Below are 25,215 nucleotides of genomic sequence, written 5' to 3' on the forward strand. Positions count from 1 at the left end.
TCCAGGTATTTCCCTTAATTTCCCTTATTTTTCACGTTGCTTCGGGGCCAGCACCCAAGGCCGGTTTCCCCGCGCCGCCCGCACGCTTCGCACCCGCACCCCTTTTTTTCCGATCCAAACGGCATGCCCCCCGTCGCGCCAGAGGTCGAAGCGGTCGATCACTACCTTAGGCTCTGGGCAACTCCTTTTCGAGACCGGCTCACGGCTGACGAGAACGACGGCGACCGCGCAATCCTCGGCCAGCGTCCCGGCCTCGAAGACGAGGGCGACCATCTGCCCGGCGGCCTCGGCCCGGTAAAGGCACCCAAGCCCGTCACAGGCAAGCCGGCCGTCCTCACTCACGCCTTCCTTCGGCCATGGCAAAGGGACCGTTTCCCCTGTCATGCGAAGCCAGTTTTGGCCCGCAAAACGGGCCGCCTGGCGCGAGGAAAAACGGTAACCGCCACCCTCGGCCCGGACGGCGAACAGCTTGCCGTCGCCGGAAACCAGAACATCGGGTGGCGAGGAGAACGCAACCGTAAGAAGGCCGGCGGCAATTCCAAGAAAACCAAGGTAACGCCAGCGCCTTCGCCAAAGGCAGAGCCAAAGGCCGCCAAGGGTGAGGGCAAGGAAACCCGGCCCCGTCATGGCAGGCAGGAGCGCGACCGAGCCGGGCCAGCCGGCAACCGTTTTCGCCGTCCAAATGACGCCTTCCACCCCCCACCCCATCGGGACAAGGGCAAACGAATCGAAGCCAAACGGCATCAGCAGAAAAGCTATGACCGCCCAGGGCATGATCCAGAGGGCGGTCAGCGGCACGGCGACCAGGTTGGCGGCAAGCCCGTATTCGGTAAAACGGTTGAAATGCTGGATGGCATAAGGTGCCGTGGCCAAGCCTGCAACCAGGGTCGTGAGCCCTACCCCCATCAGGTAATAGCCGGTGCGCCGGAAGACGCCCCTTTTCGCCCTTTCCCCGATCCAGAACGCCCCCAGGCCCTCATAGACCGCAACGAGCGCCACGACGGCGGCGAAGGAAAGCTGGAAGGAAGCGCCAAGCAGGGCTTCCGGCTGGACAAGCAGGACGATGAAAGCCGCCCAGGCGATCAGGCGCATGGAAATTCCCGAACGATCCAGCAGCACGGCAAGCATAACGAGGCTCAGCATCACGAAGGCCCGCTGAGTCGGCACCGTCGCTCCGGCGATCTCGAGATAGGCGAAAGCGCCGAGAAGGGCGGCGACGGCGGCCCATTTCTTGATGTGAAAACGCAGGGCAATCGGCTCAACCAAGGCCAACAGGGCGCGGAGCGTGAAGAACAGAACGCCAGCCACGAGGCTGATATGCAGGCCGGAAATCGCCAGCAAGTGCGCAAGACCCGAATCCCGCATGGCCGCCAGCACGTCGTCGGAGATGGCGTCGCGCTTGCCGGTCATCAGGGCGGCGGTGATGGCACCTTCCGCACTGGGAAGAACCGCTAGGACGCGATCGAAGATTCGTTGGCGAACCTTTTCGACCGCCTCTCCCAACCCGCCGCGCTCTGCGGCCACTTCGCCTTCGGCTCCGCCGAGCGGCCCGACCGCAAAACCGACCGCGCCCAGGCCTTGGAAGAAGGCATAACGCTGAAAATCGAAATGGCCGGGGGCGGTCGGTGGCCGCGGCGGCGACAGCTTGGCTCGGACACGCACCGATTCGCCGATCTTCAAGCGGTCGCGTTCCTGATCCCGACGGAGACGGATGCGCACGCGCTCGGGTGTTGCTGCCGGCTCGATCCCTTCGATACGCGGCGAGGAGAGGGTGACTCGAAAAGCTTCGGGAAGGACTTCAAAAGAATGAATGCGCCCTTCGACGGTCACGAACCCGGTCTCTATTTCCAGCACGGGAGCGGCGACGAGGAGGGTTCGAATCTTGGCGGTGGCAAAGCCGATTCCCATCATCGCCAAAGCAAAAAAGAGAAGGCGCCAACCAGCGGATTTCCGGAATCCCACGACGGCGGCCAGAGGCCCCGCCGCCAGGAAAAACGCCAGCCAAAGCGGCGGCTCCACGGGCGAGAAGAAATAGATCGCGATTCCGAAACCAAGCGCAACCGGCAGCCACAATGGCCAGTTTGGGCGTTCCGCCGCCAGGTTGGCGAGGAAGGCTTCGAACGGCCCGCCCCCGGCCCGCCCCGTCTTTTCCGAAAGGCTCAAAGACCGGTCATCCACGAACGGGTCCATCCTCGGCTGTCCTGCTGCAAGTGCGGCTCGAATATGCTAAACACGCAACCTGATCAGCTTATGAGTTCCTCCACGCGTCGAAAAGCATAGCATGTCTGTTGTTACCCGCTTCGCGCCCAGCCCGACCGGCTATCTCCATATCGGAGGCGCCCGCACGGCCCTTTTCAACTGGCTTTATGCCCGTCATCACGGGGGCACCTTTCTGCTCCGGATCGAGGACACCGACCGCCTGCGTTCCACAAAGGAAGCGATCGACGCTATTTTTGAAGGCCTCCACTGGTTGGAACTGGATCCCGACGAAGAACCTGTTTACCAGTCGTCGCGGATGGACCGGCACGTGGCGGTCGCGCAGCAACTGCTGGAAACCGGACTCGCCTATTACTGCTATTGCACGGAGGCAGAGCTCACCGAAATGCGAGCGGCGGCAAAACAGGGCGGAAGGCCGGTCCGCTACGACGGGCGCTGGCGCGACCGCGATCCGTCGGAAGCGCCGCCCACGATCAAGCCGACCGTTCGTTTCAAGGCGCCGCTCGACGGCACAACCGTCCTCCACGACCTCGTCCAAGGAGAAGTAAAGGTCGAGAACGCGCAACTCGACGACATGGTGCTTTTGCGGGCGGACGGAACGCCGACCTATATGCTGTCCGCCGTCGTCGACGACCACGACATGGAAATCACGCATGTCATCCGCGGCGACGACCATTTGACGAACGCCTTCCGCCAAACCCATCTCTACCGCGCACTCGCCTGGCCGGTGCCGCAATTCGCCCATCTACCGCTCATTCATGCGCCGGACGGCGCCAAACTTTCCAAGCGCCATGGCGCCATCGGGGTCGCCGCCTACCGCGAGATGGGTATGCTTCCGGAAACGCTCCGCAACTACTTGCTCCGGCTTGGCTGGAGTCACGGGGATGACGAGATTATCTCAACCGCCCGCGCCATCGAATGGTTTGATCTTGCAGCCGTCGGCCGTTCCTCGGCACGCATGGATATGCAGAAACTCGAAAATTTGAACGGCCATTACATCCGCGAGGCCAAAGACAAACGACTCGTCGGACTCATTGCCCCGAAAATCGAAGACATCTTGGATCGGAATTTCACGAAGCAGGAAGAAGAACGCCTTTTGCGGGCGATGCCCGGCCTGAAGGCGCGGGCCAAGAACATCAATGAGCTTGCCGAGCACGCCGTTTTCTATGTGCGGCAACGACCCATTCCACTCGACCAAAAAGCGGCCGGCCTGCTGGACGCGGGAAGCCGGAGCCTTCTCGCCCGGGCAACGGGGCCGCTTATGGCGGCTGATCCTTGGACGGAAACGGCGCTTGAGGCTGCTATTCAGGCCTTCGCGGCGGCCGAAGATATCAAACTCGGCAAGGTTGCCCAGCCGCTTCGGGCGGCGCTGACCGGGACGACGGTTTCGCCGGGGATATTCGAAGTCATGGCGGTCCTTGGAAAAACCGAGACTCTAGATCGTTTGCGCGATGTAACCCCCTAGGATACCTTAAAGGGCCTGAAAAACCGGCTATTCGCCGGAAGCTTTTTCTCGGCACCTCAAAGGGTGTGGCAGGGTATGGAGACAGGCAGGCCAAGGGTAAGGAAGGATTGGAATGAATAAAAAAGACGCCGAGTCGAAAACGGGAAACACGTTCACCCTCATCGACAACCGGACAAATGAGAAGTACGAATTCCCGGTCCTCGACGGAACGGACGGACCCTCCGTCATCGATGTCCGCAAGATTTACTCCGAGACTGGCTGTTTTACCTACGACCCCGGGTTTACTTCGACCGCCAGTTGCGATTCGAAGATCACCTATATCGATGGGGACGCGGGCATCCTTCACTACCGCGGCTATCCGATCCAGGAACTGGCCGAACACAGTGACTATCTGGAAGTTTGCTATCTCTTGTTAAACGGCGATCTTCCAAATGCCGCGCAGAAAAAAGAATTTGTCTACAACATCACCTACCACACGATGCTGGACGAACGAATCCACTTTTTTCTGCGGGGATTTCCCCGTGCCGCGCACCCGATGGCCGTTATCTGCGGCGTCGTCGGCGGCCTTTCGGCTTTTTACCACGACAACCTCAATATCAAGGACCCGCACCAGCGGATGATCGCCTCCCATCGGCTGATCGCAAAGCTGCCGACGATCGCGGCGATGGCCTATAAATATTCGATCGGGCAACCCTTCATTTACCCGCGAAACGACCTCACCTATTGCGAGAATTTTTTGCGGATGATGTTCGCGGTTCCTTGCGAGGACTATAAAAAGAATCCCACGATTGCCCGCGCTCTGGATAAGCTCTTCATCCTTCATGCCGACCACGAACAGAATGCCTCGACTTCGACCGTCCGCCTGGCCGGATCAAGCGGCGCCAATCCGTTTGCCTGTGTGGCGGCCGGCATCGCTTCTCTTTGGGGGCCGGCACATGGGGGCGCCAACGAAGCCGTGCTCCGGATGCTGCAAAAGATCGAGACGAAGGATCGCGTGCCGGAATTCATCAAGCGCGCAAAAGATAAGGACGACCCCTTCCGCCTGATGGGCTTCGGTCACCGGGTTTACAAGAATTACGATCCGCGCGCAGCGGTCATCCGCCAGTCGACTTACGAAGTTCTGGACGAGCTTGGCATCCGCAACGAGCCGCTTCTGGAATTGGCGATGGAACTCGAACGCATTGCGTTGGAAGACGAATATTTCGTCGAGAAGAAGTTGTATCCGAACGTTGATTTCTATTCGGGGATCATTCTGAAGGCGATCGGGATTCCAACCACCATGTTTACCGTCATGTTCGCGCTGGGACGTTCCGTCGGCTGGATTGCCCAGTGGAACGAGATGATCGAGGACCCTGACCGGAAGATCGGTCGTCCGCGTCAACTCTATACGGGTGCGACGGAACGCCGCTACGTTCCACTCGAAAAACGAAAATAAGGCGATAATAAGGCGATTTAGCTTTCGGTTTTTTCGGCGCGTTTCTTCAGGAAACCCAGGATCGCCTTCGCCGCCCGATGGGAAGGCGGCTCGCCTCCCCCCCCCATCTGCAGCAGCGCTTGCCGAATCTCGTTTTTTTGCGTTTCCCGGGCGGTTGGGCTCTGCAAAAGGTGAACGAGCGTTTCGGCAAGCTTTTGCGGGTTGCAGTTCTCCTGCAAAAGTTCCGGAATAGCGGCGCGGCCCAAGATAACGTTGACAAGCGCCACATGGCGGATGCGCAGCATGCGCCGCAACAGCCAGGCCGTAACCGGGTTCACCCGATAGGCGACCACCATCGGAAGACCGGCTTGCGCCACCTCGACGGTCGCCGTGCCGGAAGCGACAACGGCGATCTCACTGGCGGCCAGCGCGTCCCATTTTTCCTGCTGATCCATCACAACGATAGCCGGGACTGCCCAGGCCGCCACCGCCGCCCGCACATCCTCGGCCACCGCCTCAACGGTGGGCACGGCGGCGCGCAGGCCCGGATAGCGTGCCTTCAGAAGGCTCAAGGTCTTACCGAACACCGGCAACAGACGAGAGGTTTCGGCGGGGCGGCTGCCGGGGAGCATGGCGATCATTGGCGCAAGTTGCGGGATTCCATGACGGTCCCGGAAGGACGGCCCGTCGCCCGAACCCGCACCGGATTCGATGGCGGGATGGCCGACGGCCACGCTCGGCAACCCCTCCTTCTCGAAAAGGCCAGGTTCGAAAGGAAGCAGCGTCAGCAAAAAATCGGTCACCTTCGCCAGCTTCTTCGCCCGACCAGGCTTCCATGCCCAGACCTGGGGCGCCACATAATGGATGACAGGAATACCCGAGCCCTTCAATCGGCGGGCAAGGTGGTAGCTGAAGGTCGGCGTATCGATTGTGATGACGGCGACGGGCTTGGCCTTCCGGATGGCGGCGACCGTTTCGCGGAGGCGCCGCAGGATGGCCGGCAGGTGCGGAAGGATCTCCATGATCCCAATCAAGGCGATGTCACGCATGGGGAAAAGCGGTTCGAGATCTTCGGCAAGCATGGCGCTGCCGCCAACGCCTTGAAACCTGACCTTGCCGTCCAGCAACTCCCGCATGGCTGCCATCAGGCGGCCACCGAGAAGATCGCCCGAAGGTTCGCCGGCAATCAGGAAGAAAGACGGCTCGACGGCCATGGCTCGTTCTTTGGTCATGAAGACACGGCAACACCGACCAGAAAAAGCCCGGCGGCGTCGGATGCTTGGACAATTTCATTTCTATCGATGATAAGCGAGCCGCCCGCCTCGACGGCGATACCGCGAAGGCCGGCCTTTACCGCCGCCCGCACGGTGACGAGGCCGATCGTCGGCAAATCCGCCCGGGCTTCCTGCTGAGGTTTTTTGATTTTTACCAGGACGCCGCCCGGCCCTGGACGTTGCAGTTGGCCGGCGCGCGCGATCAAGGCGTCCGTTCCTTCGATCGCTTCGACGCCAAGCACGATTCCCTGTTGGACGACGACGGCTTGCCCGACGTCGAAGGCGCCGATGGCGCGCGCCACCTCGATGCCGTGGGCTATATCGGTCTTGGCTTGCTTGTCCGGGACCCATTTGCCGAGCACGCCTTTCGGTGTGAGCAGCTCGTCGAGCACCTCTTCGGCGCCTACCACCCGAAACCCTTCTTCTTCCAGCTCCGCTATGATCGCCCGGAGAAGGCCATCGTCGCTAAACGATGCAACCCCTACTTTGGCCAACAATCTGGCGCCGCGAAAATCCGGCCTCAAAGAAGCAAGCGACGGCCGGCCGACCGGCCCGGCAAGTACGAGCTCCTCGACGCCGGCCTCGTGCAAGAGGCGTATCGCCGCACCGACGGCGCCGAGCCGCACCCAGGCATGGGAAACGTTCTCGACAGCCTTCGGGTCCGTGTGGCCCTTCAGTGCGAGAACGAAACACGCTCTCCCTTTTGCCCGGCACGCTTCGATAACCCGCACCGGAAGCGCCCCCCCGCCAGCGATGATCCCAAGTTTACTCGGCATGCCCCGCCTTGGGCTGACAAATGGACCGCGACGAATCCGCCTTGATGAAGTTAACGATGTCCTGAACCGCTTCGTGATCCTTAAAAAGCGTCGAAACATCGGCCAAGCGCTCAGCCATTGTGCCTTCCTCGGCAAACAGCAGGCGGTAGGCGTTGCGCAACGTGTGAATCGCGTCGCGCGAGAAGCTGCGACGCTTGAGGCCGATAATATTCAGCCCGGACAGATGCGCGCGATTGCCCATTACGGAACCGTACGGAATGATGTCATTCTCGACACCGGACATGCCGCCCACCATGACGTGCTTGCCGATCCGGACATACTGATGCACCGCCGAAAGCCCGCCAATGATGGCGTACTCGCCAACCTTTACATGTCCGCCCAACGTCGCGTTATTTGCCATGACGACGTGGTCGTCGACTTTGCAATCGTGAGCAACATGGGTCGCAATCATGAACAGGCAATGGCTACCAACGCGGGTCACCATCCCGCCGGCCTCGGTGCCGGGATTCATCGTTACATGCTCACGGATGATATTATGGCTGCCGATGATGAGCTCGCTCGGTTCACCCTTATATTTCATGTCCTGCGGGGGGTGGCCCAGCGAAGCGTATGGGTAGACCTGCGTTTTCTCGCCGATTTTCGTGCGACCGGCTACGACAACATGAGCGATGAGTTGGACGCCGTTGCCAAGCTCGACATCGGGGCCTATGCAGCAATAGGGACCGATCGTGACATCCTCGCCCAGTCTGGCTTTTGGATCCACAAGCGCGGTCGGGTGTGCAGAAATCGTCATTTGCGATCCAAAAGCATTGCCGAATAGGTCGCCTCGGCCATTACTTGATCGTTCACCTTGGCGACACCGCGAAATTTCCAAACGTTCGCCCGGCTATGCCGCTTTTCCACGTAAACCAGCAACCGATCTCCGGGAGTCACGGGACGGCGGAAACGGGCATTTTCAATCGACATGAAGAAAACCAGTTTGCCTTCCGCTTCCGAGCCCAAGCTGTGAACAACCAGCGAAGCCGCCGTTTGCGCCATCGATTCGATAATGAGGACACCCGGCATAATGGGTTGATTCGGAAAATGACCTTGAAAGCATGGCTCGTTCGCCGACACGTTCTTGATACCGACAGCGCTTTTTCCTGGCACGATATCCACCAAACGATCAATCATAAGAAATGGGTAGCGATGCGGCAGCATCTGCATGATGCGCTGAATATCGAGTTCGGTCGCTTCCTTCTTCTCTTCACTCACCGTTCGGATTCCTTTTTCTTTGCGAGCTTGCCCAGGATTGCCGTTTGGCGATGGTATTGAACAACCGGTACGGCGGGGCTGCCGCCGACGGTTTCACCCGGACCAACGTCCCGCATGACCCCGGCTTGCGCACCGATGCGCGCGCCGGCGCCGATTGTTAGATGCCCGGTCAAACCAGCCTGACCGCCCAGAAAAACATAGTTTCCGAGTTTCGAGCTGCCGGAAATTCCGACTTGCGCGACGACAACGCAGCCTTCCCCCAACCGCACGTTATGGGCGATTTGCACGAGATTGTCGATCATACACCCCTTGCCGATGACGGTATCCGCGCTGGCGCCGCGGTCAATCGTTGCATTGGCGCCGATCTCGACATTGTCTCCGATAAGGACGCGGCCCAATTGCGGAACCCGCAAATGCCCCTCGGGATCCGGCGCAAAACCAAAACCGTCCTGGCCGATCCGCGCGCCGGCATAGACCGTCACGCGAGAACCGACAAGGCAATGGCTGAGGGAAGCGCCGGCGCCGATTCGGCAATCGCTGCCAAGCCGTACGTTCGCTCCGATGACGGCGTTCGGCTCAATCCAACAACGCGGTCCGATTTCCGCGTTTGCGCCAATGACCACCCCTGCCTCCACGCAACATGTCGAATCCACCTTGGCCGTGGCGTGGACGCTTGCCGTAGCGGCAGTCCCGGCGACCAGAGGTGGCGACGGATAGAAGGCCGCCGCCACGCGCGCATAGGCGTGATACGGTTTTTTCGTCAACAGCAAGAGCATGCCGGTCGGCGCCCGATCCGCCATATCGGGGGGAGCAAGACAAAGACCGGCCCGGCTCTTTTCAAAAATCGGGACGTATTTGCGGTTGTCCAGGAAGCTCACATCGTTCGCTTCGGCTTCGTCCAGAGGCGCCACGTCCTCGAATTTCCGGTTTTTATCCGATCCCTTCGGCAGGGAAAGGCCGGCAACCTCGGCAACCTGCGCGAGGGTTAGAGGGCCTGCGGACGAAAAGAAACGAGGATCGGGCAAGCGAGGGTCTCCTTTATTTTGGAACCGTCACTTTCGGAAGCCTCTCGTCCAGGCGCTTCAACATTTCGTCAGTCATGTCGAAGACCTTGATGGCATAAAAAACGGCGGTGCTCGCCATTACCATGTTGAATCCCCGTTCCTGGGCGATTTCCGCCGAAAGTTCAGCGATCTTTTTCTGAATTTCCAGGTTGGCCTTCTCATGGGCTTCCCGGATTCCCGCGTCCTGTTTTTCAAAACTCTGGACCGCGGTCATGTATTTCTGCTGGAAAGCCTCTTGGCGCTGCTTGAAGACCTCCGGCGAGAGAAGCGTTTTCTGACGGGCGAGGTCGTCCCGCTCCTTCGTCAGATCGTCTTGTTTCTTGTCAAGCTCAGTCCGAAGCGATTCCTGCCGTTTTTGAAGCTCACCCCGAAGCTGATTGTAAACTTTTGCCTTGGAAACAATGGTCCCCATGTCGACGAGACCGATCAACGTTGGCGGCATCGTCTGCTGGGCATTGGCGGTTGGGATGCAGACGGCCAAGAACAGGAACGCGACGGCAACAAATAACGACCTGAGTATTTTCATAAAAAGACTTTCCTTGTTTTGCGATGTGTTCCCATTTCAGAGAATAGCTGTTTTCTAGAACGTTTGCCCAAAACTGAACCGGAAAAGTTGGGTTTGGTCGAAGCCTTCTTTGAGAATTGCGAAGCCAAGGTCGCCCCGCACCGGCCCAAAAGGCGAATCCCATAAGACTCCGAACCCGGCCGACATCCTCAAGCCCCCCTTGTCCCGTACCTCCGGACCGGTCGCATCGACAGCCGTCAAGCCACCTAAATCGACGAAAAGGTTGGTGCCAATTCCCGCTTTCTCAAAACCCAACGGTACCTTCAACTCGATCGAGGACGTGTACATGAACTCCCCGCCAAGGGCGTCGTCCGCCACGATATCACGTGGGCCTATGCCGCTGTTTCTGAAACCGCGGAGATTGGACCCGCCCAGGAAAAAACGATCGTTTATTCGTACTATCTTGCTGCTGGTCCGAAAAATGTACCCGACTTGGCTTCGTATGCTCGTAACCCATTTTTTATCGTCATCCAACGGCTGAAAATAACCGCCGCCCAATATATTGCGGAGGTAATCAACGTTGCCGCCAAGGCCAGCCAAACTGCTTACCAGGCTTACGTAATACCCTTCCGTCGTTTTTGCGACGCTGTCGCGGCGATCGTAGTTCAGGGTATGAATGATGGAGGACGTCGTGAAATTTCCCTGCTGGTCGATCACAAAACGGGAGGCATTGGAAGGTACGCCTCGAAGGTCATCGAGTTGGAGCGTGTATTGCCATCTTTCCCGCAAATGCTCGCTCAAGGCATAGCCGGCAGAGAAAGAGAACCCGACTTGATCCAATTCGAAGGAACTGAAATCCGTCTCGTCGAATTTACGTCGGAAGACTTCAAACCCCGTTTCGAGTTCCTTGCCAAGAAAATAGGGCTCTGAAAAACTTAAAGTCTGCTCTTCCCGTCTTTCCGCAAAGCTAATCTTCAGATCGACAAATTGCCCGGTACCGAGGAGGTTGCGCTCCTTAACGCCAAATTCCAGAAGCCCGCCCACCGATGTGGAAAAACCCACACCGATGCTGAAATCGCCGGTTGATTTTTCTTCGACCGCAACCTTGATGTTTGTCTGGTCGGATTCGTCCCCAGGTTCCGGAGTCACCTCAACCGTTTCGAAGTACTGCAGATTCTGAATGCGCTGTTTCGAGCGGCGCATTTTTGCGGTGTTGAAGGCTTCTCCCTCGCTAAAGCGCATCTCTCTACGTATTACCCGGTCAAGGGTGCGTTCATTGCCAACGATATTGATGCGGTTAATGTACGTCCGCGGTCCTTCCTTGATTTGATAGGTGACTTTGACTTTTCTGGCCTCGCGGTCCCGATCGACGAGTGGCTTCACATCGATGAAGGCGAAGCCATGCCCGCCCAAAGCATCCGTTATTTCATCAACCGTTCGATCTATTTTATCCGCGTTGTACCACTCGTCTTCGAGCGTTTTAACGCTTTCGCGCAACACGTTCGCATCAAAATTTTTCAACTCGCTTCGAATGCCGACGCGGCCAAAACGAAAACGCTTTCCTTCTTCCACTGTAAACGTGACGAAGAAAGCCTCTCGATCCGGTGTGATCTCGGCCACGGCAGAAACAACCCGAAAGTCCGCGTAACCGTTTCGCAAATAGAACCGGCGAAGCAATTCGCGGTCGAAGGTCAGCCGGTCCGGATCGTAGGTATCGTCCTGCGCCCAAAAACGATACCACGCCCACTCGTGCGTAAGAATGACGTCGCGTAGATCTTTGTTGGAAAAAAGTTTATTTCCAACAAAACTGATACGCCGGACTCCGGCGATGGACCCTTCCGTAATTTCATAAACCAGGGTAATCCGATTTTCCGAATGCTGGATAAGCTTTGGAACAACGGCCGCTGCAAAATAACCGCGCCGCCGGTAAAGTGTAAGTATGCGCTGGACCTCGCTTTGAACTTTTGTTCGTGAATAAACAGAGAGGCTTTTTAGTTGGATTTCCTTCTCAAGATCCTCATCTTTGATATTCTCGTTTCCCTCGAAGGCGACGTCACTGAGGATGGGGTTCTCCACCACATGGACGATCAGCGTGTTCCCCTGCCGCCGGATCGTGATGTCGGCAAAAAGCCCTGTCGCGAACAACCCCTTCAGGGATTGGTCCACCCGCACGTTGTCATAGGAGTCGCCGGCCCGGACCAGCATGTAGGAAAGCACCGTTTCCGGCTCGATCCGTTGCATGCCTTCGATACGGACCTGGTCGATGATTTCGCCCGCTTGAAATTCCTGTGCGTTTCCCTCCCCGCAAAGGAAAAAAATCAGCAGGGCTAGGGAAAAACCGCGCCGCATCCAGCAAGCGATAGCCTGCCAGCCAGTCAAGAGAAGAGTCCCCGCACGTAATCCGCCACCGGAAGACGGACGAGGTCGTTCCAGGTGGCGAAGATCATCAGCGTCAACACGAAAGCGAGGCCGAGGCGAGAACCGATCTCGCGCACCCTGGCGCTTGGCGGGCGGCGTAACATTGCCTCGATCCCGTAAAAGAAGAGGTGCCCTCCGTCCAGAAGCGGAATCGGAAGGATGTTGATGATCCCCAAATTGATGGAAAGGATCGCCATGAACCAAACCATGGTGGCGAGTCCCCCCCGCGCCGCCTCGCCGGACATTTGCGCGATTCCGATCGGGCCACTCAGATCTTCCGCCGTGCGGGTGCCGACGATCATCTGGGTGACGGCCTTGAGAGTCAGAAACGTGAAAGACACCGTTTCCTTTGCCCCTTCCCAGAGCGCCATGCCGGGGCCTTGGCGAACAAACACCACCCCGGCGCGGCTGATGCCAAGCTGGGGAATCAACCGCACGGCCCCGAACCGATCCTTCACCTCGACCATACGCGGCGTGACCGTAACGGTGACTTCTTCCCGGCCATTCCGTTCAACCACGAGCTCAAGTGGCGTGCCGGTATTCAGGCGAACGACACGTTGAATATCCTCGAAGCGGTTGATGGCGGTGCCGTCGATCCGCCGCATAATATCTCCGGGCTTGAGGCCGGCATCTTCGGCCGCGCTGCCCGGCTGTACGGTCCCGATGTCGGGCGGCGTATAGGGTTGGCCGACCAGCGCGAAAAGAAGCGCAAAGACAACGATAGCAAACAGAAAATTCGCGGCCGGCCCGGCTACTACGATCGCGGCCCGTTGGCTAAGCCGTTTATGGCTGAAGGAAACGGCCTTTTCTTCGGGCGTCAGAGCGTTTTCTTTTTCGCTCTCTTCCGGGGTTTCCATCTCGCCGAACATCTTGACGTAGCCGCCGAGCGGAAAAGCGCTGAATTTCCATCGCGTGCCAAGACGGTCGTGCCACCCGAAAAGTTCCGGCCCGAAGCCAATCGAGAACGTTTCGATCCGCACGCGGTTGCGTCGGGCAACCAAGTAGTGCCCCATCTCGTGGACGAAGACGAGTACGGTGAGGATAATCAGAAATGGGATTACATAATCCCAGATTCCGACGAGCAACTCGATCACGGCATTCGGTTCCCGATTGAGGCCCGTTGAAGTTCGAGCCTAGGTCAATCCCGAGGCATACCGACGAGCGGCTGCATCGATCTCGAAGACGTCTTCCAACGCACGAAGCTCTGGCATCACCAGATGCTCCAACGTCTGTTCAACAACCCGCGCAATATCTAGGAAGCCAATCTTGCCGGACAAGAATCCGGCGACGGCCACCTCGTTCGCAGCGTTCAGGATTGTAGGTGCGGCCCCTCCGCTTTGCAAGGACTGGCGGGCCAGGCGAAGGGCTGGAAAGCGTTCCGAATCAGGGTCTTCAAAAGTAAGTTGCTTGATCTTCCCGAGATCCAGTCGCGGCGACGGCGCGGAGATCCGTTCCGGCCACCCCAAGGCATAGGCAATCGGCGTACGCATATCCGGCATGCCCAGCTGGGCCAACACGGAACCATCCGCGTAGGAAACCATGCTGTGAATAACGGATTGCGGGTGAACGAGAATGTCAATCTGGTCTTTTTCGACCGGAAACAAATGGTAAGCCTCGATCAGCTCAAGCCCCTTGTTCATCATCGTTGCTGAATCCACCGAAATCTTGGCGCCCATGTCCCAGTTCGGATGCGCCACCGCCTGGGCCGGCGTTACCTTCGCCATCGCTTCGCGATCAAGCTGGCGGAAGGGTCCGCCCGAAGCCGTGAGCGTGATCCGTTCGACGGCGGCACTTTGCCGCATATCGAAGACCTGGAAGATGGCGTTGTGTTCCGAATCGACAGGCAGGAGCGTCGCCCTGCTCTTGCGGACTTCGGCAATCATCAGCTCGCCCGCGCAGACAAGGCACTCCTTGTTGGCGAGGCCGACAATGCCGCCGCGACGGATCGCCGTTAGGGTAGGTTTCAATCCGGCCGCGCCGACAATCGCCGCCATGACCCAATCCGCCGGGCGCATGGCCGCCTCGATGAGGGCTTCCTCGCCGGCCGCCACCTCGATGCCGGTGCCGGCCAGAGCCTCTTTCAATTCGCCATAGCGTTTCGGATCCGCGATGACGGCAAGCTTGGCTTTTAGTTGACGGGCCTGTTGGGCAAGACGACATACGTTGGTCTGTGCGGTCAACGCCTCAACCTTATAGACCGCCGGCGTCGCCCCGATCAGTTCGACCGTGTTGCAGCCGACCGAGCCGGTTGAGCCCAGAATCGTGATCCGCTTCGGCGCGAGGCGCGGCTTCGGCGCTTGTTGCAAGGTCATGGGAACACCCAACTTCCAGTCAGCCACTTGGCGAGCATGACAACCGGGGCTGCCGCCATCAAGCCGTCCAGGCGATCCAGCAGTCCGCCGTGGCCGGGAATGAGCGTCCCCGTGTCCTTTACCCCAAAATGCCGCTTTATGGCGGATTCGGCAAGGTCGCCGGTTTGGGCGACGATGGCTAGCACCGCCCCGAAACCGCCGAGAAGGACGGCCTTGGGCAAACCCAGTCCGCGCGCGACCCCCCATCCGGCTAAGCCTGCGCAAAAGATGGCGCCGAGAAGCCCCGCCCAGGTTTTGTTTGGGCTGATCGCTGGCGCAAGTTTGGCGCCTCCGATCGTGCGGCCGAAGACATAAGCCGCGACGTCGGTTGTCCAGACAACACTCAAGAGCCAGAAAAAAAGCGTCATGCCGGCGTTCGAATCGGCCCGCAGCCAGAGGCAGGCGATGGATGGAACGGCAACGTAGAAGACACCCCCGGCCAGCCAAACGGCATGCCCGCCCTCGCCGGAGCGGGCGGTGAGATAGAGGCCGGCCGCGCCCACCGCCAAAAGACCGACCGCCACCCGATCCGGACCGGCAATGGCGGCAGCCAGGATCAGGAGGACGAGCGCCAGAAGCATCCAGCCCATCGGCCGCACTTCTCCGCCGCCGCAAAGCCTCGCCCATTCATAGCTCATGCCGGCCGCCGCGAGAACGATCAGAAGCTCAAAATAAGGCGAGCCCAAGTAAACGATTGCAAGGACCGGCGGGACAAGAACGACGGCCGAGACAATCCGATGCAGGAGCGACGCGTTTTTTTTAGGCACCGGATGTGCCGTAGCGCCGCTCGCGGCATGCGAATTCCCGAATGGCATATTCCAGGTCCTCTTCCGTAAAGTCCGGCCAGAACTTATCGAGAAACACAAATTCCGTATAAGCAGACTGCCAGAGCAGGAAATTGCTGATGCGTTTCTCGCCGCTCGTCCGGATAAGAAGGTCGGGATCCGGTATGCCCGCCGTTTCCAGGTGGTCGGCGAAGAAGGATTCCGTGATCTCTTCAAGAGCGATCTCCCCGCGAACGGCTTTTTCCGCGATCTTCCGCGCCGCCGTGACGATTTCGCTGCGCCCGCCATAGCTAAGCGCAATGGTCAGGTTGACCGTCGTGTTCGCTTTTGTTTGCGCTTCGACGTCTTCGATAAGCTCAATGATGTCGGGTTCGAGCCGGTCGCGGTTTCCGATGATGCGCAAACGCACGCCGTTCTCCATCATCTCTGCCAGCTCGTTGCGGAGATAGAAGCAAAGCAGTCGCATCAGATCGCGGATTTCCTTGTGCGGGCGTTTCCAGTTTTCCGAAGAAAACCCAAAGAGCGTGAGATGGGAAATACCAAGTTTTCCCGCGGCCGTAACGGCGCGCCGCACGGCTTCAGCGCCGCGCTTGTGCCCTACCGTGCGCGGCAAATGGCGCGCCGCCGCCCATCGTCCATTGCCATCCATGATGATGGCGACGTGTTTCGGCACCGGGGTTATGTCGCCAATGGCGGGAAGCGGTTTCATGACTAGACGTGCGATATTTCCTTTGTCTTAAGCTCAAGGGCCTCGTCGATCTTTTTAATATAGTCGTCGGTCAAAGACTGGATTTCCTGGGAACGTCCGCGATGTTCGTCTTTGGAAATTTCGTGATCTTTTTCCAACTGTTTCAGCAGATCCATCCCGTCTCGCCGAATATTGCGGACCGCGATCTTCGCATGCTCGGAATATTTACCGGCAATTTTTGCGAGTTCCTCCCGACGCTCTTCGGTAAGCTCTGGAATGGGTATCCGCACGAGTTGGCCGTCCACGACCGGATTAAGACCGAGCCCGGATTCGCGGATCGCCTTCTCGACGGCCTTCACGTTCAGCTTGTCCCAAACCTGGACGGACAGCATGCGCGGTTCCGGCACGCCAATCGTGCTCAACTGGGTGATCGGCATCGGGTTGCCGTAGGCTTCGACAACGATCGGCTCCAGCAGGTTCGCCGAGGCCCGACCCGTACGCAGGCCGGTAAACTCCTTGCGAAGTGCCGTTAGCGCCCCTTCCATGCGGCGCTTGAGGTCTTCAGTGTGTGCTTCCGTCATGGGTTGCCCCTCTTTCCCTCGCCGTTATCGATGACCGTGAAATGCCCCTTGCCCTGAAGTACCTGCGCAAAGTTTCCCGGCTCATGAATCGAAAACACCACAATCGGAATCCCGTTATCACGGGCCAGAGAAACCGCCGAAGTGTCCATCACCGCAAGCTCACGCGAAATCACGTCAAGATAGGTCAGATGGTCATGGCGAACGGCATCCAGCACCTTATGGGGATCGTCGCTGTAGACGCCGTCCACCTGTGTTCCCTTGAAGATCGCGCCGCAGCCCATCTCCACGGCGCGTAAAGCCGCCGCGGTATCCGTCGTGAAGAAAGGGTTGCCGGTCCCGGCGGCGAAGATGACGACACGACCCTTTTCCATATGACGGGTGGCACGCCGACGGATATAGGGCTCGCAAATGCTTTCCATCGGGATTGCCGATTGCACGCGCGTCGGGACGCCAATTCGTTCCAGCGCGTTCTGGACGGCAAGGGCGTTGATGACCGTGGCCAGCATACCCATGTGGTCGGCGCTCGTGCGGTCCAACCCTTTCGCCGCTCCGGAAACGCCGCGAAAAATATTGCCCCCGCCGATCACGAGACAGGTCTCGATCCCCATGTGATGGACCTCGGCGATGTCCCTGGCGATACGGTCGAGCATCTGCGGCGCAATCCCATAGGACGTCGGCCCCATCAGGGCCTCGCCCGAGACCTTCAACAGCACGCGTTGGTATAGAGCGGACGTCGCGGCGGATTTTGCGGGTTCGGATTTTGCGGGTTCCATGGGCGCCAACCTATGCCGGTTTCTTCCGCTTGCCGGTGTTATTCGAGGACCGGTATTATTCGAGGGAAGGAAGGCCCCGGCATGATGGCACAAGCGCCAAAGGGACGCTAGCCATGCCTCAACGGCCGAGTTGCGCTGCGACTTCAGCGGCAAAATCGCTTTCCCGCCGCTCGATCCCTTCCCCAAGCACGAACCGGATGAAGCCCGCGACCCGGATTGGCGCGCCGATTTCTCTTTCGGCCGCCTGGATCGTCTTTCCCACCTTCGATTCGCCGTCGAGGATGAAGGTCTGCTCGAGCAGCACGGCCTCTTCGTAGAACTTACGAAGGCGTCCCTCGACCATTTTGGCAACGATCTCTTCGGATTTTCCGCTGGTTCGCGCTTGTTCCGCAAGCACTCCCCGCTCCCTTTCCAAGGTAGCCGGGTCGATACCCTCGATCGTGACGGACTGTGGGTTCGCCGCCGCCACGTGCATGGCAAGCTGCTTGCCGAAGGCCTGCAGCTTGGCTGCCTCGCCGGTCGATTCAAGGGCGACGAGAACGCCGATCTTGCCGAGATTTGGCGCCGCTGCGTTGTGAACATAAGCCACTACCACGCCGGGTTCCACTTTCAGCATCCCTTCGCGGCGGAGCGTCATGTTCTCCCCGATCGTGGCGACAAGTTCGATCAGCTTGTCGCCGACGGTCTTTCCCTCCGGCAGGCGCGTTTTCTGCAGCGTCTCGATGCCGACGCCACCCGTTGCAAGGGCAAGTTCGGCAACGGAACGGACGAAATCCTGAAACGTTTCGTTGCGAGCGACGAAGTCGGTTTCGGCGTTGACCTCGACCATGGCGCCACCACCAGGGCCGGTCGCGATCCCGATCAGCCCTTCGGCCGCGACACGGCCGGCCTTTTTCGCAGCCGCCGCGATCCCTTTTTTCCGCAACCAGTCGATGGCCGCTTCCAGATCGCCGCTTACCTCGGCCAGCGCCTTCTTGCAATCCATCATGCCGGCGCCGGTGCGGTCGCGAAGGGTCTTGACGAGTTGGGCGGAAATTTCGGGCATGGCGAAAGCCAAATTTGTTTCTAAAGAAATTCTTTTAACTATTTAATTTTTATTGTTTTTTTACAAGAATCAGTCAACCGGAGAGGCCTTTTCGACCGAGCCTTCCGGCAGGCCCGAAGTCGCTGGCGCCGGTTCCGCCAGGCTGGCGACCGGTTGCGTGGAGGCGTCGGCGCCAATGTCGTCACCGGATGCCCGCCGCTCCTGTTGCAGCCCATCGATGACGGCTGCCGCCATCAGGTCGCAATAGATGCTGATTGCCCGAAGGGCGTCGTCGTTGCCAGGGATCGGATGCGTGATCCCCTCCGGGTTGCTGTTGCTGTCGAGGACGGCGACGATCGGGATTCCCAGCTTGACGGCTTCTTTCACCGCGATTTCTTCACGGTTTGTATCAATGACGAAGAGGACATCGGGAAGACCGGCCATCTCCTTGATACCGCCCAGGGCGCGTTCCAGCTTTTCTTTCTCGCGGGTCAACTGAAGGGTTTCCTTCTTGGTCAGCAGCGTATTTTCGCTCGCCAATCGTTCCTCAAGGTCGCGAAGGCGCTTGATCGAACGCGAAATCGTCTGCCAGTTCGTCAGCATGCCTCCCAGCCAGCGGTGATTCACGTAGTACTGGCCGCAACGTGTGGCCGCTTCGGCGATCTTGTCCGTCGCCTGGCGTTTCGTGCCGACGAAGAGAACTCGGCCGCCCTCGGCGACGACGTCGCGGGTTGCCTTCATCGCCTGGTAGAGAAGCGGGACGGTCTCATCGAGGTTGATGACGTGAATGCCATTGCGGACCCCGAAGAGATAGGGCGCCATCTTGGGATTCCAGCGTCGAACGACGTGACCGAAGTGAACGCCCGCTTCCAGGAGCTGGCGCATCGTAAAGGTTGGGATCGTCATCAAAATCCTTCTCTTTTCCGGTTAAGCCTCCGCGGGGAAAACATCCGGGAAGAGCCATAAAAAGCCCATCCCCGACACCGGATCGGCCCTCATGGGTTTCGAAAAACCCTTGGGAGCCGTCTCCCGCGTGCGTAATTGACCGCGAGCTACATAGCCCGGCGGCGCCTTCATTTCAAGCAAAAAGGTTGAAAATACGGGAGGTTGGCTGGAGTCTAGCCGTCGCGGACCTCGACCACGCCGGGCAATCGGCGGATGGCCTCGCGGGTGGCGACGGAAAGTACGAATTTGCCGGGGATCCGCATTTCGACTTCTTCCGTTTGGCCGACCGGAAGGATCAGCTGAACGACGCCCCTTCCTTTCGCTTCCTTCGCCATCAGCGCCTTCAGGCCCGCAATCGGACGGTCATCCCGAAGTAGGATTTGAATCCTGCTCTCCGATTCGGCCGCCGTCTTGTCCAATGCCTCAATTCTGTGCGCCGCCATGCGGACGGCCTCCCCTTCCATCCGGGCATCCGCCGTCACCAGAAGCGGCGTGCCGGATTCCAGGAGTTCGCTCGCGTTCGCCAACAATTCCGAAAAGACGATGATCTCGTAAACGCCGCTCGAATCGGAAAGCTGAACGAAGGCAAAACGATTGCCCTTGGCTGAAGTCCGTTCCTGCTTGCCGATCACGGTGCCGGCCAGCCGCACGCGTTCCGTCGCGCCATTCGCAAGCCGGTCAAAAAGGTCCGCCGCCGACGTCACCTGCAGGCGCTGGAGCAGCTCCGCATAGGAGTCCAACGGATGGGCCGAAAGATAGAAACCAATCGCTTCGTATTCGCGGCGGAGGCGATCCATGGCATCCCATTCCGGCATCTCGGGCAGGGAAAAACCCGGCAGATCGTCGGCCGCTTCGCCGAACAGGCTCGCCTGGTTGGCCAGACGCGCCTGCTGGGTTGCGTTCGCATGGGCCATTAGACGGTCGATGGCGGCGAACAACTGGGCCCGGTTGGGATTCAACCCGTCGAAGGCGCCGGCCTGAACGAGGCTTTCAAGTTGCCGCTTATTCATCGTCCGAGGATCCAGCCGCGAGGCAAAATCGAAGATATTCCGGAAGGGGCCGTGGGCTTTTCGCTCTTCGATCACGTGCGCCATCGCATGGGCACCGACATTCTTGAGAGCGGCCAGCGCATAGCGGATGGCGGCCGCCCCTTCCGTCGCTCGCTCGACCGTAAAGACGACGCTGGAGCGGTTGACGTCGGGCGGCAGCAGCGAGATGTCAAGCCGCGCCAGCTCCTGCCGGAACCCGTTCAGCTTGTCCGTGTTGTTCAAGTCGAGAGACATCAGCGCCGCCATGAATTCGAGCGGATAGTTCGCCTTGAGATAGGCCGTCTGGTAAGCGACAAGCGCGTAAGCTGCGGCGTGTGACTTGTTGAAACCATAGCCCGCGAATTTATCGACCTGTTCGAAGATATGGGCGGCCTGCGTCTCGGGAACGCCCTTCGCGACGGCACCTTCGACAAAGTTTTGGCGCTGTGCCTCCATTTCGGCCTTGATCTTCTTGCCCATCGCCCGGCGTAGGAGATCGGCGGCGCCTAAACTGAAGCCAGAGAGCACCTGGGCGATCTGCATGACTTGTTCTTGGTAGATAATGACGCCGAAGGTTTCTTTCAGGATGCCTTCGAGAAGCGCGTGCAAGTAGTCGGGTTTTTCCAGCCCGTGCTTGCAGGCAACGTAACGCGGGATGTTGTCCATCGGGCCGGGGCGGAAAAGGGCGACGAGGGCGATGATGTCCTCGAAGCAGTCTGGTTGCAGCCGCTTGAGCACGTCCCGCATGCCGGAGCTTTCCAGCTGGAAGACACCGACCGTGTCGCCTTGGCCCAGCGCGGCGTATGTTTTGGCATCGTCCAGCGGCAACAGGGAAAGATCGAGCGCGATCCCCTGGTCCTTCAGAAAGTCAAGCGTGCGCGCAATCACGGTCAGAGTCTTGAGGCCGAGGAAGTCGAATTTCACGAGGCCGGCGGATTCGATGTATTTCATCGAAAACTGCGTCACCGGCATGTTCGAGCGTGGGTCGCGGTAAAGCGGGACCAGTTCTTCGAGGGGCCGGTCCCCGATGACGACGCCCGCCGCATGGGTCGAAGCATGGCGGTAAAGGCCTTCGAGCTTCATCCCGATATCGAGCAGCTTGGCGACGGTTGAATCCTCTTCCCGCATCGCCTGAAGACGCGGCTCGTGTTCGATCGCCTCTTCGAGGCTGACCGGGTTCGCCGGGTTGTAGGGAATGAGCTTGCAGATGCGATCCACTTGCCCGTACGGCATGCCGAGGACACGGCCGACGTCGCGCAACACGGCGCGCGCCTGGAGCGTTCCGAAGGTGATGATCTGGGCAACGCGATCCTGGCCGTATTTTTCCTGGACGTAGCGGATCACTTCGTCCCGCCGTTCCTGGCAGAAGTCGATGTCGAAGTCGGGCATCGAGATGCGTTCCGGGTTAAGGAAACGCTCGAAGAGAAGCCCAAAACGCAAGGGATCGAGGTCCGTGATCGTGAGCGACCAGGCGACGACAGAGCCGGCGCCCGAGCCTCGACCGGGCCCGACGGGGATGCCTTGGCCCTTCGCCCACTGGATGAAATCGGCGACGATCAGGAAATAGCCCGGGTAACCCATCCGGCTGATGACATCGATCTCGTAATCCAGGCGTTCCCGGTAATGTTTGCCCACGCGTTCCCGCTCGGCCGCCTCCATCCCTTCCGTAAAAACCTGGGTCGTCAGGCGTCTTTCGAGCCCCGCCGTCGCCTGACGGCGCAGCATGGCCGCCTCGCTTTCCTCCGCCGCCGTCGGAAAGGCCGGCAGGATCGGATCGCGGGTTTCCAAGAGAAAGGCACAGCGTTTCGCGATGACAAGGGTATTGGCGGCAGCCTCCGGCAGGTCCGCGTAAAGGGTCAACATTTCCTCGGCCGACTTGAAACGGTGATCGGGCGTGAGACGGCGACGGTCGCGGTCGGCGACGTGAACACCTTCGGCGACGCATAGCAGGGTGTCGTGGGCCTCAAACATCGCCGCGTCCGCAAAGAAGGCTTCGTTCGTGGCCACCAGCGGCAAATCGTAGCGATAGGCAAGCTCAAGGAAACCGGACTCCGTCGTTTCTTCCTCCGGCAGACCGTGGCGTTGGATCTCGATGTATAGACGGCCCGGGAAAATCTCGGCCAGACGCTGCACAAGCACCGCAGCCGCTTCCGCTTGGCCATCCAAGAGCAGCCGCCCGACCGGGCCCTTCGCCCCACCGGTCAACGCGACCAGGCCCTCGCTTGTCGAGGCGAGGTCCTCCAGGCTTACGTAAGGATCCGCCTCTTGCGCTGTTTCCAGATAGGCCCGGCTTACCAGCCGGGAAAGATTCCGGTAACCGGCTTTGCTTTGCACAAGAAGGACGACCGCGTCGGTATCGGCTTTTTTTCGCTCGCTCCTTTCGGAGCCGCCCTTGCCGTTCGCGAGACGGAGCTGGCAACCCAGGATTGGCTGCACACCGGCCTGGGCCGCGGCCAGCGAGAATTCCAGCGCGCCAAAAAGATTGTTCGTGTCCGTAACCGCAACGGCCGGCATCCGCTCTTTCCGGCAGCGCCGGATGATCTCCGGGATTTTCAGCGCCCCCTCCAGCAAGGAGTAGGCGCTATGCACGCGCAGATGAACGAAATTGGCCGGCGGCATTGTCTTCCTTTACGCGAAAATCCGGCTAAAAGGATTCCACAAAGCGCTATCCTTTGTCAGCGGCTGCCGAGGACGCCCGCCGACTTATCCACAAGAAACTTTTTGGCTCACCTCAATCGGTTGCAACGATACCGTCCCGCAGGAAAAGCTTGCGGTCCATCCGCTCCGCCAATTCCAGATTGTGGGTAGCGACAAGTGCGGCGAGTCCCGCCCCGCGCACCAGGCGGACGATCTCCCCGAAGACGGCGGACGCCGTCTTATGGTCGAGGTTACCGGTCGGCTCGTCCGCCAGAAGAACGGCCGGCTGGTTGGCGAAGGCGCGCGCGATGGCGACGCGCTGCTGCTCGCCGCCGGAAAGTTCGGCCGGCCGATGGGTGGTGCGCGCTTGAAGCCCGACGGCAGCCAGAAGCTCCGCCGCGCGCGTTTCCGCTTCCTCTCTGGAGGTGCCGTCGATCATCTGGGGAAGCATGACGTTCTCGAGGGCGGTGAATTCCGGAAGCAGGTGGTGAAACTGGTAGATGAAGCCGAGGTCCCGCCGCCGCGCCGCCGTACGTTCCCCATCGGAAAGGCGGCCGCAGGCGCGGTTGCGGATCCATACCTCACCCGCGTTCGGTCGTTCAAGCAGGCCCGCAATATGAAGCAAGGTTGACTTCCCGGCCCCGGACGGTCCCAGCAAGCCGACGATTTCGCCCGGCTGCACCTCGAGCGAGGCCCCTTGCAGCACAGGAAGGCGCACGCCGCCTTGTTTGAAGCTTCGTTCGATCTTTTCCAAGCGAAGAAGCGGGTCACTCATAGCGGAGCGCCTCGACCGGGTCCAACCGAGCGGCCCGCCAAGACGGGTAAAGCGTGGCGAGGAAGGAAAGAGCGAGACCCATGGCAACGATGCCGGTCACTTCCACCCAACTGATCCTTGCCGGCAAATGGGCGAGGAAATAGATTTCCGCCGCGAACAGCTCGGTGCCCGTCAACTTCTCGATCAAGCCGCGGATCCTCTCGATGTTGGTCGAGAAGGCGAGCCCAAGCGCCAGGCCAGCCAGCGTACCGGTCACCCCGACACTCGCCCCGCACAGAAAAAAGATACGCATGATCATGCCGCGCGTCGCTCCCATCGTCCTCAAAATAGCGATGGCCTGGCCTTTATCTTTCACCAGCATGATGAGACTTGAGACGATGTTGAAAGCGGCGACCAGGACGATGAGAGTCAGGATGAGGAACATGACATTCCGTTCAACCTGGATTGCATTGAAGAAGCTCGCGTTCGCCTGCTGCCAGTCGTAAATCCGTTTGCCGCTGCCAGCCGCGGCCACGATCTTCAAGCGAAGCGCGTCCACCTTGTCGGGATCGTCGGTCATGATCTCGAGTCCGGAAACCTGATCCTTCATCTTAAAGAAAAGTTGGGCCGCCTTGAGCGGCACGAAGACGAAGGAGCTGTCGTACTCGAACATGCCGACCTCGAAGGTGGCCACCACCGTATAGGACCGCATGCGCGGCACGGTGCCGAAGGCGGTGACGTTGCCCTGGGGCGAAATGAGGGTGAGCGAGTCGCCAATCCGGATGCCGAGCTTTTCCGCCAGGCGTCCGCCAAGCACGACGGAATCCTCCCCGCCAAAGTCCTCGAGGCTCCCTTCCTTGATGTTGGCGGCCACGATCTTGCGTGCGCGCAGATCCTCGGGCCGGATGCCGTGGATCATGGCGCCGTGGGCGGCGTTGTTGGCGGTCGCCATCACCTGCTCCTGGACGATGGGAGCGACCTCGATAATGCCCTCGATGACGAGGAGCTTTTCCTTGAGCGCATCGAAGTCTTCGAGAGGCGCCCCTATCCCATAGACAGTGAGGTGGCCGTTGAGCCCCAGGATTCGTTTCAGAAGTTCCTCGCGGAAACCGCCCATGACGGCCATCACGATGATAAGAGTGGCGATCCCAAGCGCTATCCCGAGAAGCGAAAAGCCGGCAATGATCGAGATGAACCCTTCCTGCCGCCGCGAGCGCAGGTAACGGCCCGCCATCATCCGTTCGAATGCCGAAAACGCCATG

Annotated in this window: 21 protein-coding genes; 2 read left to right on the top strand and 19 right to left on the bottom strand. The window is 59.6% G+C overall.

Annotation, left to right across the window (positions count from 1 at the left end; translation table 11 throughout):
- Positions 1 to 24: 24 nt before the first annotated feature.
- Complete coding sequence (locus AB1781_02075) at positions 25 to 2,190, bottom strand: ComEC/Rec2 family competence protein (GenBank protein ID MEW5703363.1); 2,166 nt, start codon at positions 2,188 to 2,190, stop codon at positions 25 to 27.
- 91 nt (positions 2,191 to 2,281) lie between these two features.
- Between AB1781_02075 and gltX the strand changes: the two genes are divergently transcribed.
- Positions 2,282 to 3,682: a glutamate--tRNA ligase gene (gene gltX / locus AB1781_02080; protein MEW5703364.1), complete on the top strand. Its 1,401-nt coding sequence runs from the start codon at positions 2,282 to 2,284 to the stop codon at positions 3,680 to 3,682.
- Positions 3,683 to 3,794: 112 nt separating this feature from the next.
- Complete coding sequence (locus AB1781_02085) at positions 3,795 to 5,117, top strand: citrate synthase (GenBank protein ID MEW5703365.1); 1,323 nt, start codon at positions 3,795 to 3,797, stop codon at positions 5,115 to 5,117.
- Between the two features lie 17 nt (positions 5,118 to 5,134).
- On the opposite strand, the gene lpxB is transcribed toward AB1781_02085, so the two are convergent.
- The 18 genes from lpxB to AB1781_02175 form a co-directional block, all read right to left on the bottom strand.
- The gene (gene lpxB, locus AB1781_02090; protein MEW5703366.1) at positions 5,135 to 6,328 is read right to left on the bottom strand and encodes a lipid-A-disaccharide synthase; all 1,194 of its coding nucleotides are present in this window, start codon (positions 6,326 to 6,328) and stop codon (positions 5,135 to 5,137) included.
- Positions 6,325 to 7,146 carry a UDP-2,3-diacylglucosamine diphosphatase LpxI gene (gene lpxI, locus AB1781_02095; protein MEW5703367.1) on the bottom strand — a complete coding sequence of 274 codons (822 nt, stop codon included), beginning with the start codon at positions 7,144 to 7,146 and terminating at the stop codon, positions 6,325 to 6,327. Before lpxI ends, lpxB begins: the two co-directional genes overlap by 4 nt.
- Complete coding sequence (lpxA, locus tag AB1781_02100) at positions 7,136 to 7,939, bottom strand: acyl-ACP--UDP-N-acetylglucosamine O-acyltransferase (protein ID MEW5703368.1); 804 nt, start codon at positions 7,937 to 7,939, stop codon at positions 7,136 to 7,138. Before lpxA ends, lpxI begins: the two co-directional genes overlap by 11 nt.
- Positions 7,936 to 8,409 carry a 3-hydroxyacyl-ACP dehydratase FabZ gene (gene fabZ / locus AB1781_02105; protein ID MEW5703369.1) on the bottom strand — a complete coding sequence of 158 codons (474 nt, stop codon included), beginning with the start codon at positions 8,407 to 8,409 and terminating at the stop codon, positions 7,936 to 7,938. The genes lpxA and fabZ overlap by 4 nt, the downstream gene beginning before the upstream one ends.
- Positions 8,397 to 9,425 (bottom strand): UDP-3-O-(3-hydroxymyristoyl)glucosamine N-acyltransferase, encoded by a 1,029-nt coding sequence (lpxD, locus tag AB1781_02110; protein ID MEW5703370.1) that lies wholly within the window; start codon positions 9,423 to 9,425, stop codon positions 8,397 to 8,399. Before lpxD ends, fabZ begins: the two co-directional genes overlap by 13 nt.
- 13 nt (positions 9,426 to 9,438) lie before the next feature.
- Positions 9,439 to 9,990 carry an OmpH family outer membrane protein gene (locus tag AB1781_02115; protein ID MEW5703371.1) on the bottom strand — a complete coding sequence of 184 codons (552 nt, stop codon included), beginning with the start codon at positions 9,988 to 9,990 and terminating at the stop codon, positions 9,439 to 9,441.
- A 54-nt stretch (positions 9,991 to 10,044) separates the two neighbouring features.
- Positions 10,045 to 12,318: an outer membrane protein assembly factor BamA gene (gene bamA / locus AB1781_02120; protein MEW5703372.1), complete on the bottom strand. Its 2,274-nt coding sequence runs from the start codon at positions 12,316 to 12,318 to the stop codon at positions 10,045 to 10,047.
- A gap of 26 nt (positions 12,319 to 12,344) precedes the next feature.
- The gene (gene rseP / locus AB1781_02125; GenBank protein ID MEW5703373.1) at positions 12,345 to 13,481 is read right to left on the bottom strand and encodes an RIP metalloprotease RseP; all 1,137 of its coding nucleotides are present in this window, start codon (positions 13,479 to 13,481) and stop codon (positions 12,345 to 12,347) included.
- Between the two features lie 39 nt (positions 13,482 to 13,520).
- The gene (locus AB1781_02130; protein MEW5703374.1) at positions 13,521 to 14,699 is read right to left on the bottom strand and encodes a 1-deoxy-D-xylulose-5-phosphate reductoisomerase; all 1,179 of its coding nucleotides are present in this window, start codon (positions 14,697 to 14,699) and stop codon (positions 13,521 to 13,523) included.
- Positions 14,696 to 15,505 (bottom strand): phosphatidate cytidylyltransferase, encoded by an 810-nt coding sequence (locus tag AB1781_02135; protein ID MEW5703375.1) that lies wholly within the window; start codon positions 15,503 to 15,505, stop codon positions 14,696 to 14,698. Before AB1781_02135 ends, AB1781_02130 begins: the two co-directional genes overlap by 4 nt.
- Positions 15,498 to 16,232 carry an isoprenyl transferase gene (locus AB1781_02140; protein MEW5703376.1) on the bottom strand — a complete coding sequence of 245 codons (735 nt, stop codon included), beginning with the start codon at positions 16,230 to 16,232 and terminating at the stop codon, positions 15,498 to 15,500. The genes AB1781_02135 and AB1781_02140 overlap by 8 nt, the downstream gene beginning before the upstream one ends.
- A gap of 2 nt (positions 16,233 to 16,234) precedes the next feature.
- The gene (gene frr, locus AB1781_02145; protein MEW5703377.1) at positions 16,235 to 16,792 is read right to left on the bottom strand and encodes a ribosome recycling factor; all 558 of its coding nucleotides are present in this window, start codon (positions 16,790 to 16,792) and stop codon (positions 16,235 to 16,237) included.
- A complete protein-coding gene (gene pyrH / locus AB1781_02150; GenBank protein MEW5703378.1) occupies positions 16,789 to 17,565 on the bottom strand; it encodes a UMP kinase in 777 nt (258 codons plus the stop codon). The genes frr and pyrH overlap by 4 nt, the downstream gene beginning before the upstream one ends.
- 118 nt (positions 17,566 to 17,683) lie before the next feature.
- Complete coding sequence (tsf, locus tag AB1781_02155; GenBank protein ID MEW5703379.1) at positions 17,684 to 18,610, bottom strand: translation elongation factor Ts; 927 nt, start codon at positions 18,608 to 18,610, stop codon at positions 17,684 to 17,686.
- 69 nt (positions 18,611 to 18,679) lie between these two features.
- Complete coding sequence (gene rpsB, locus AB1781_02160) at positions 18,680 to 19,495, bottom strand: 30S ribosomal protein S2 (protein MEW5703380.1); 816 nt, start codon at positions 19,493 to 19,495, stop codon at positions 18,680 to 18,682.
- 212 nt (positions 19,496 to 19,707) lie between these two features.
- Positions 19,708 to 23,181, bottom strand: coding sequence for a DNA polymerase III subunit alpha (gene dnaE / locus AB1781_02165; protein ID MEW5703381.1), 3,474 nt, complete (start codon positions 23,179 to 23,181; stop codon positions 19,708 to 19,710).
- A 112-nt stretch (positions 23,182 to 23,293) separates the two neighbouring features.
- On the bottom strand, positions 23,294 to 23,974 hold the full coding sequence (locus AB1781_02170; GenBank protein MEW5703382.1) for an ABC transporter ATP-binding protein: 681 nt from the start codon (positions 23,972 to 23,974) through the stop codon (positions 23,294 to 23,296).
- Positions 23,967 to 25,214, bottom strand: a complete 1,248-nt coding sequence (locus tag AB1781_02175; protein MEW5703383.1) for a lipoprotein-releasing ABC transporter permease subunit — start codon at positions 25,212 to 25,214, stop codon at positions 23,967 to 23,969. Before AB1781_02175 ends, AB1781_02170 begins: the two co-directional genes overlap by 8 nt.
- Position 25,215: the final 1 nt, after the last annotated feature.

The sequence above is a fragment of the Pseudomonadota bacterium genome (genome assembly GCA_040752895.1).
Lineage (GTDB): Bacteria > Pseudomonadota > Alphaproteobacteria.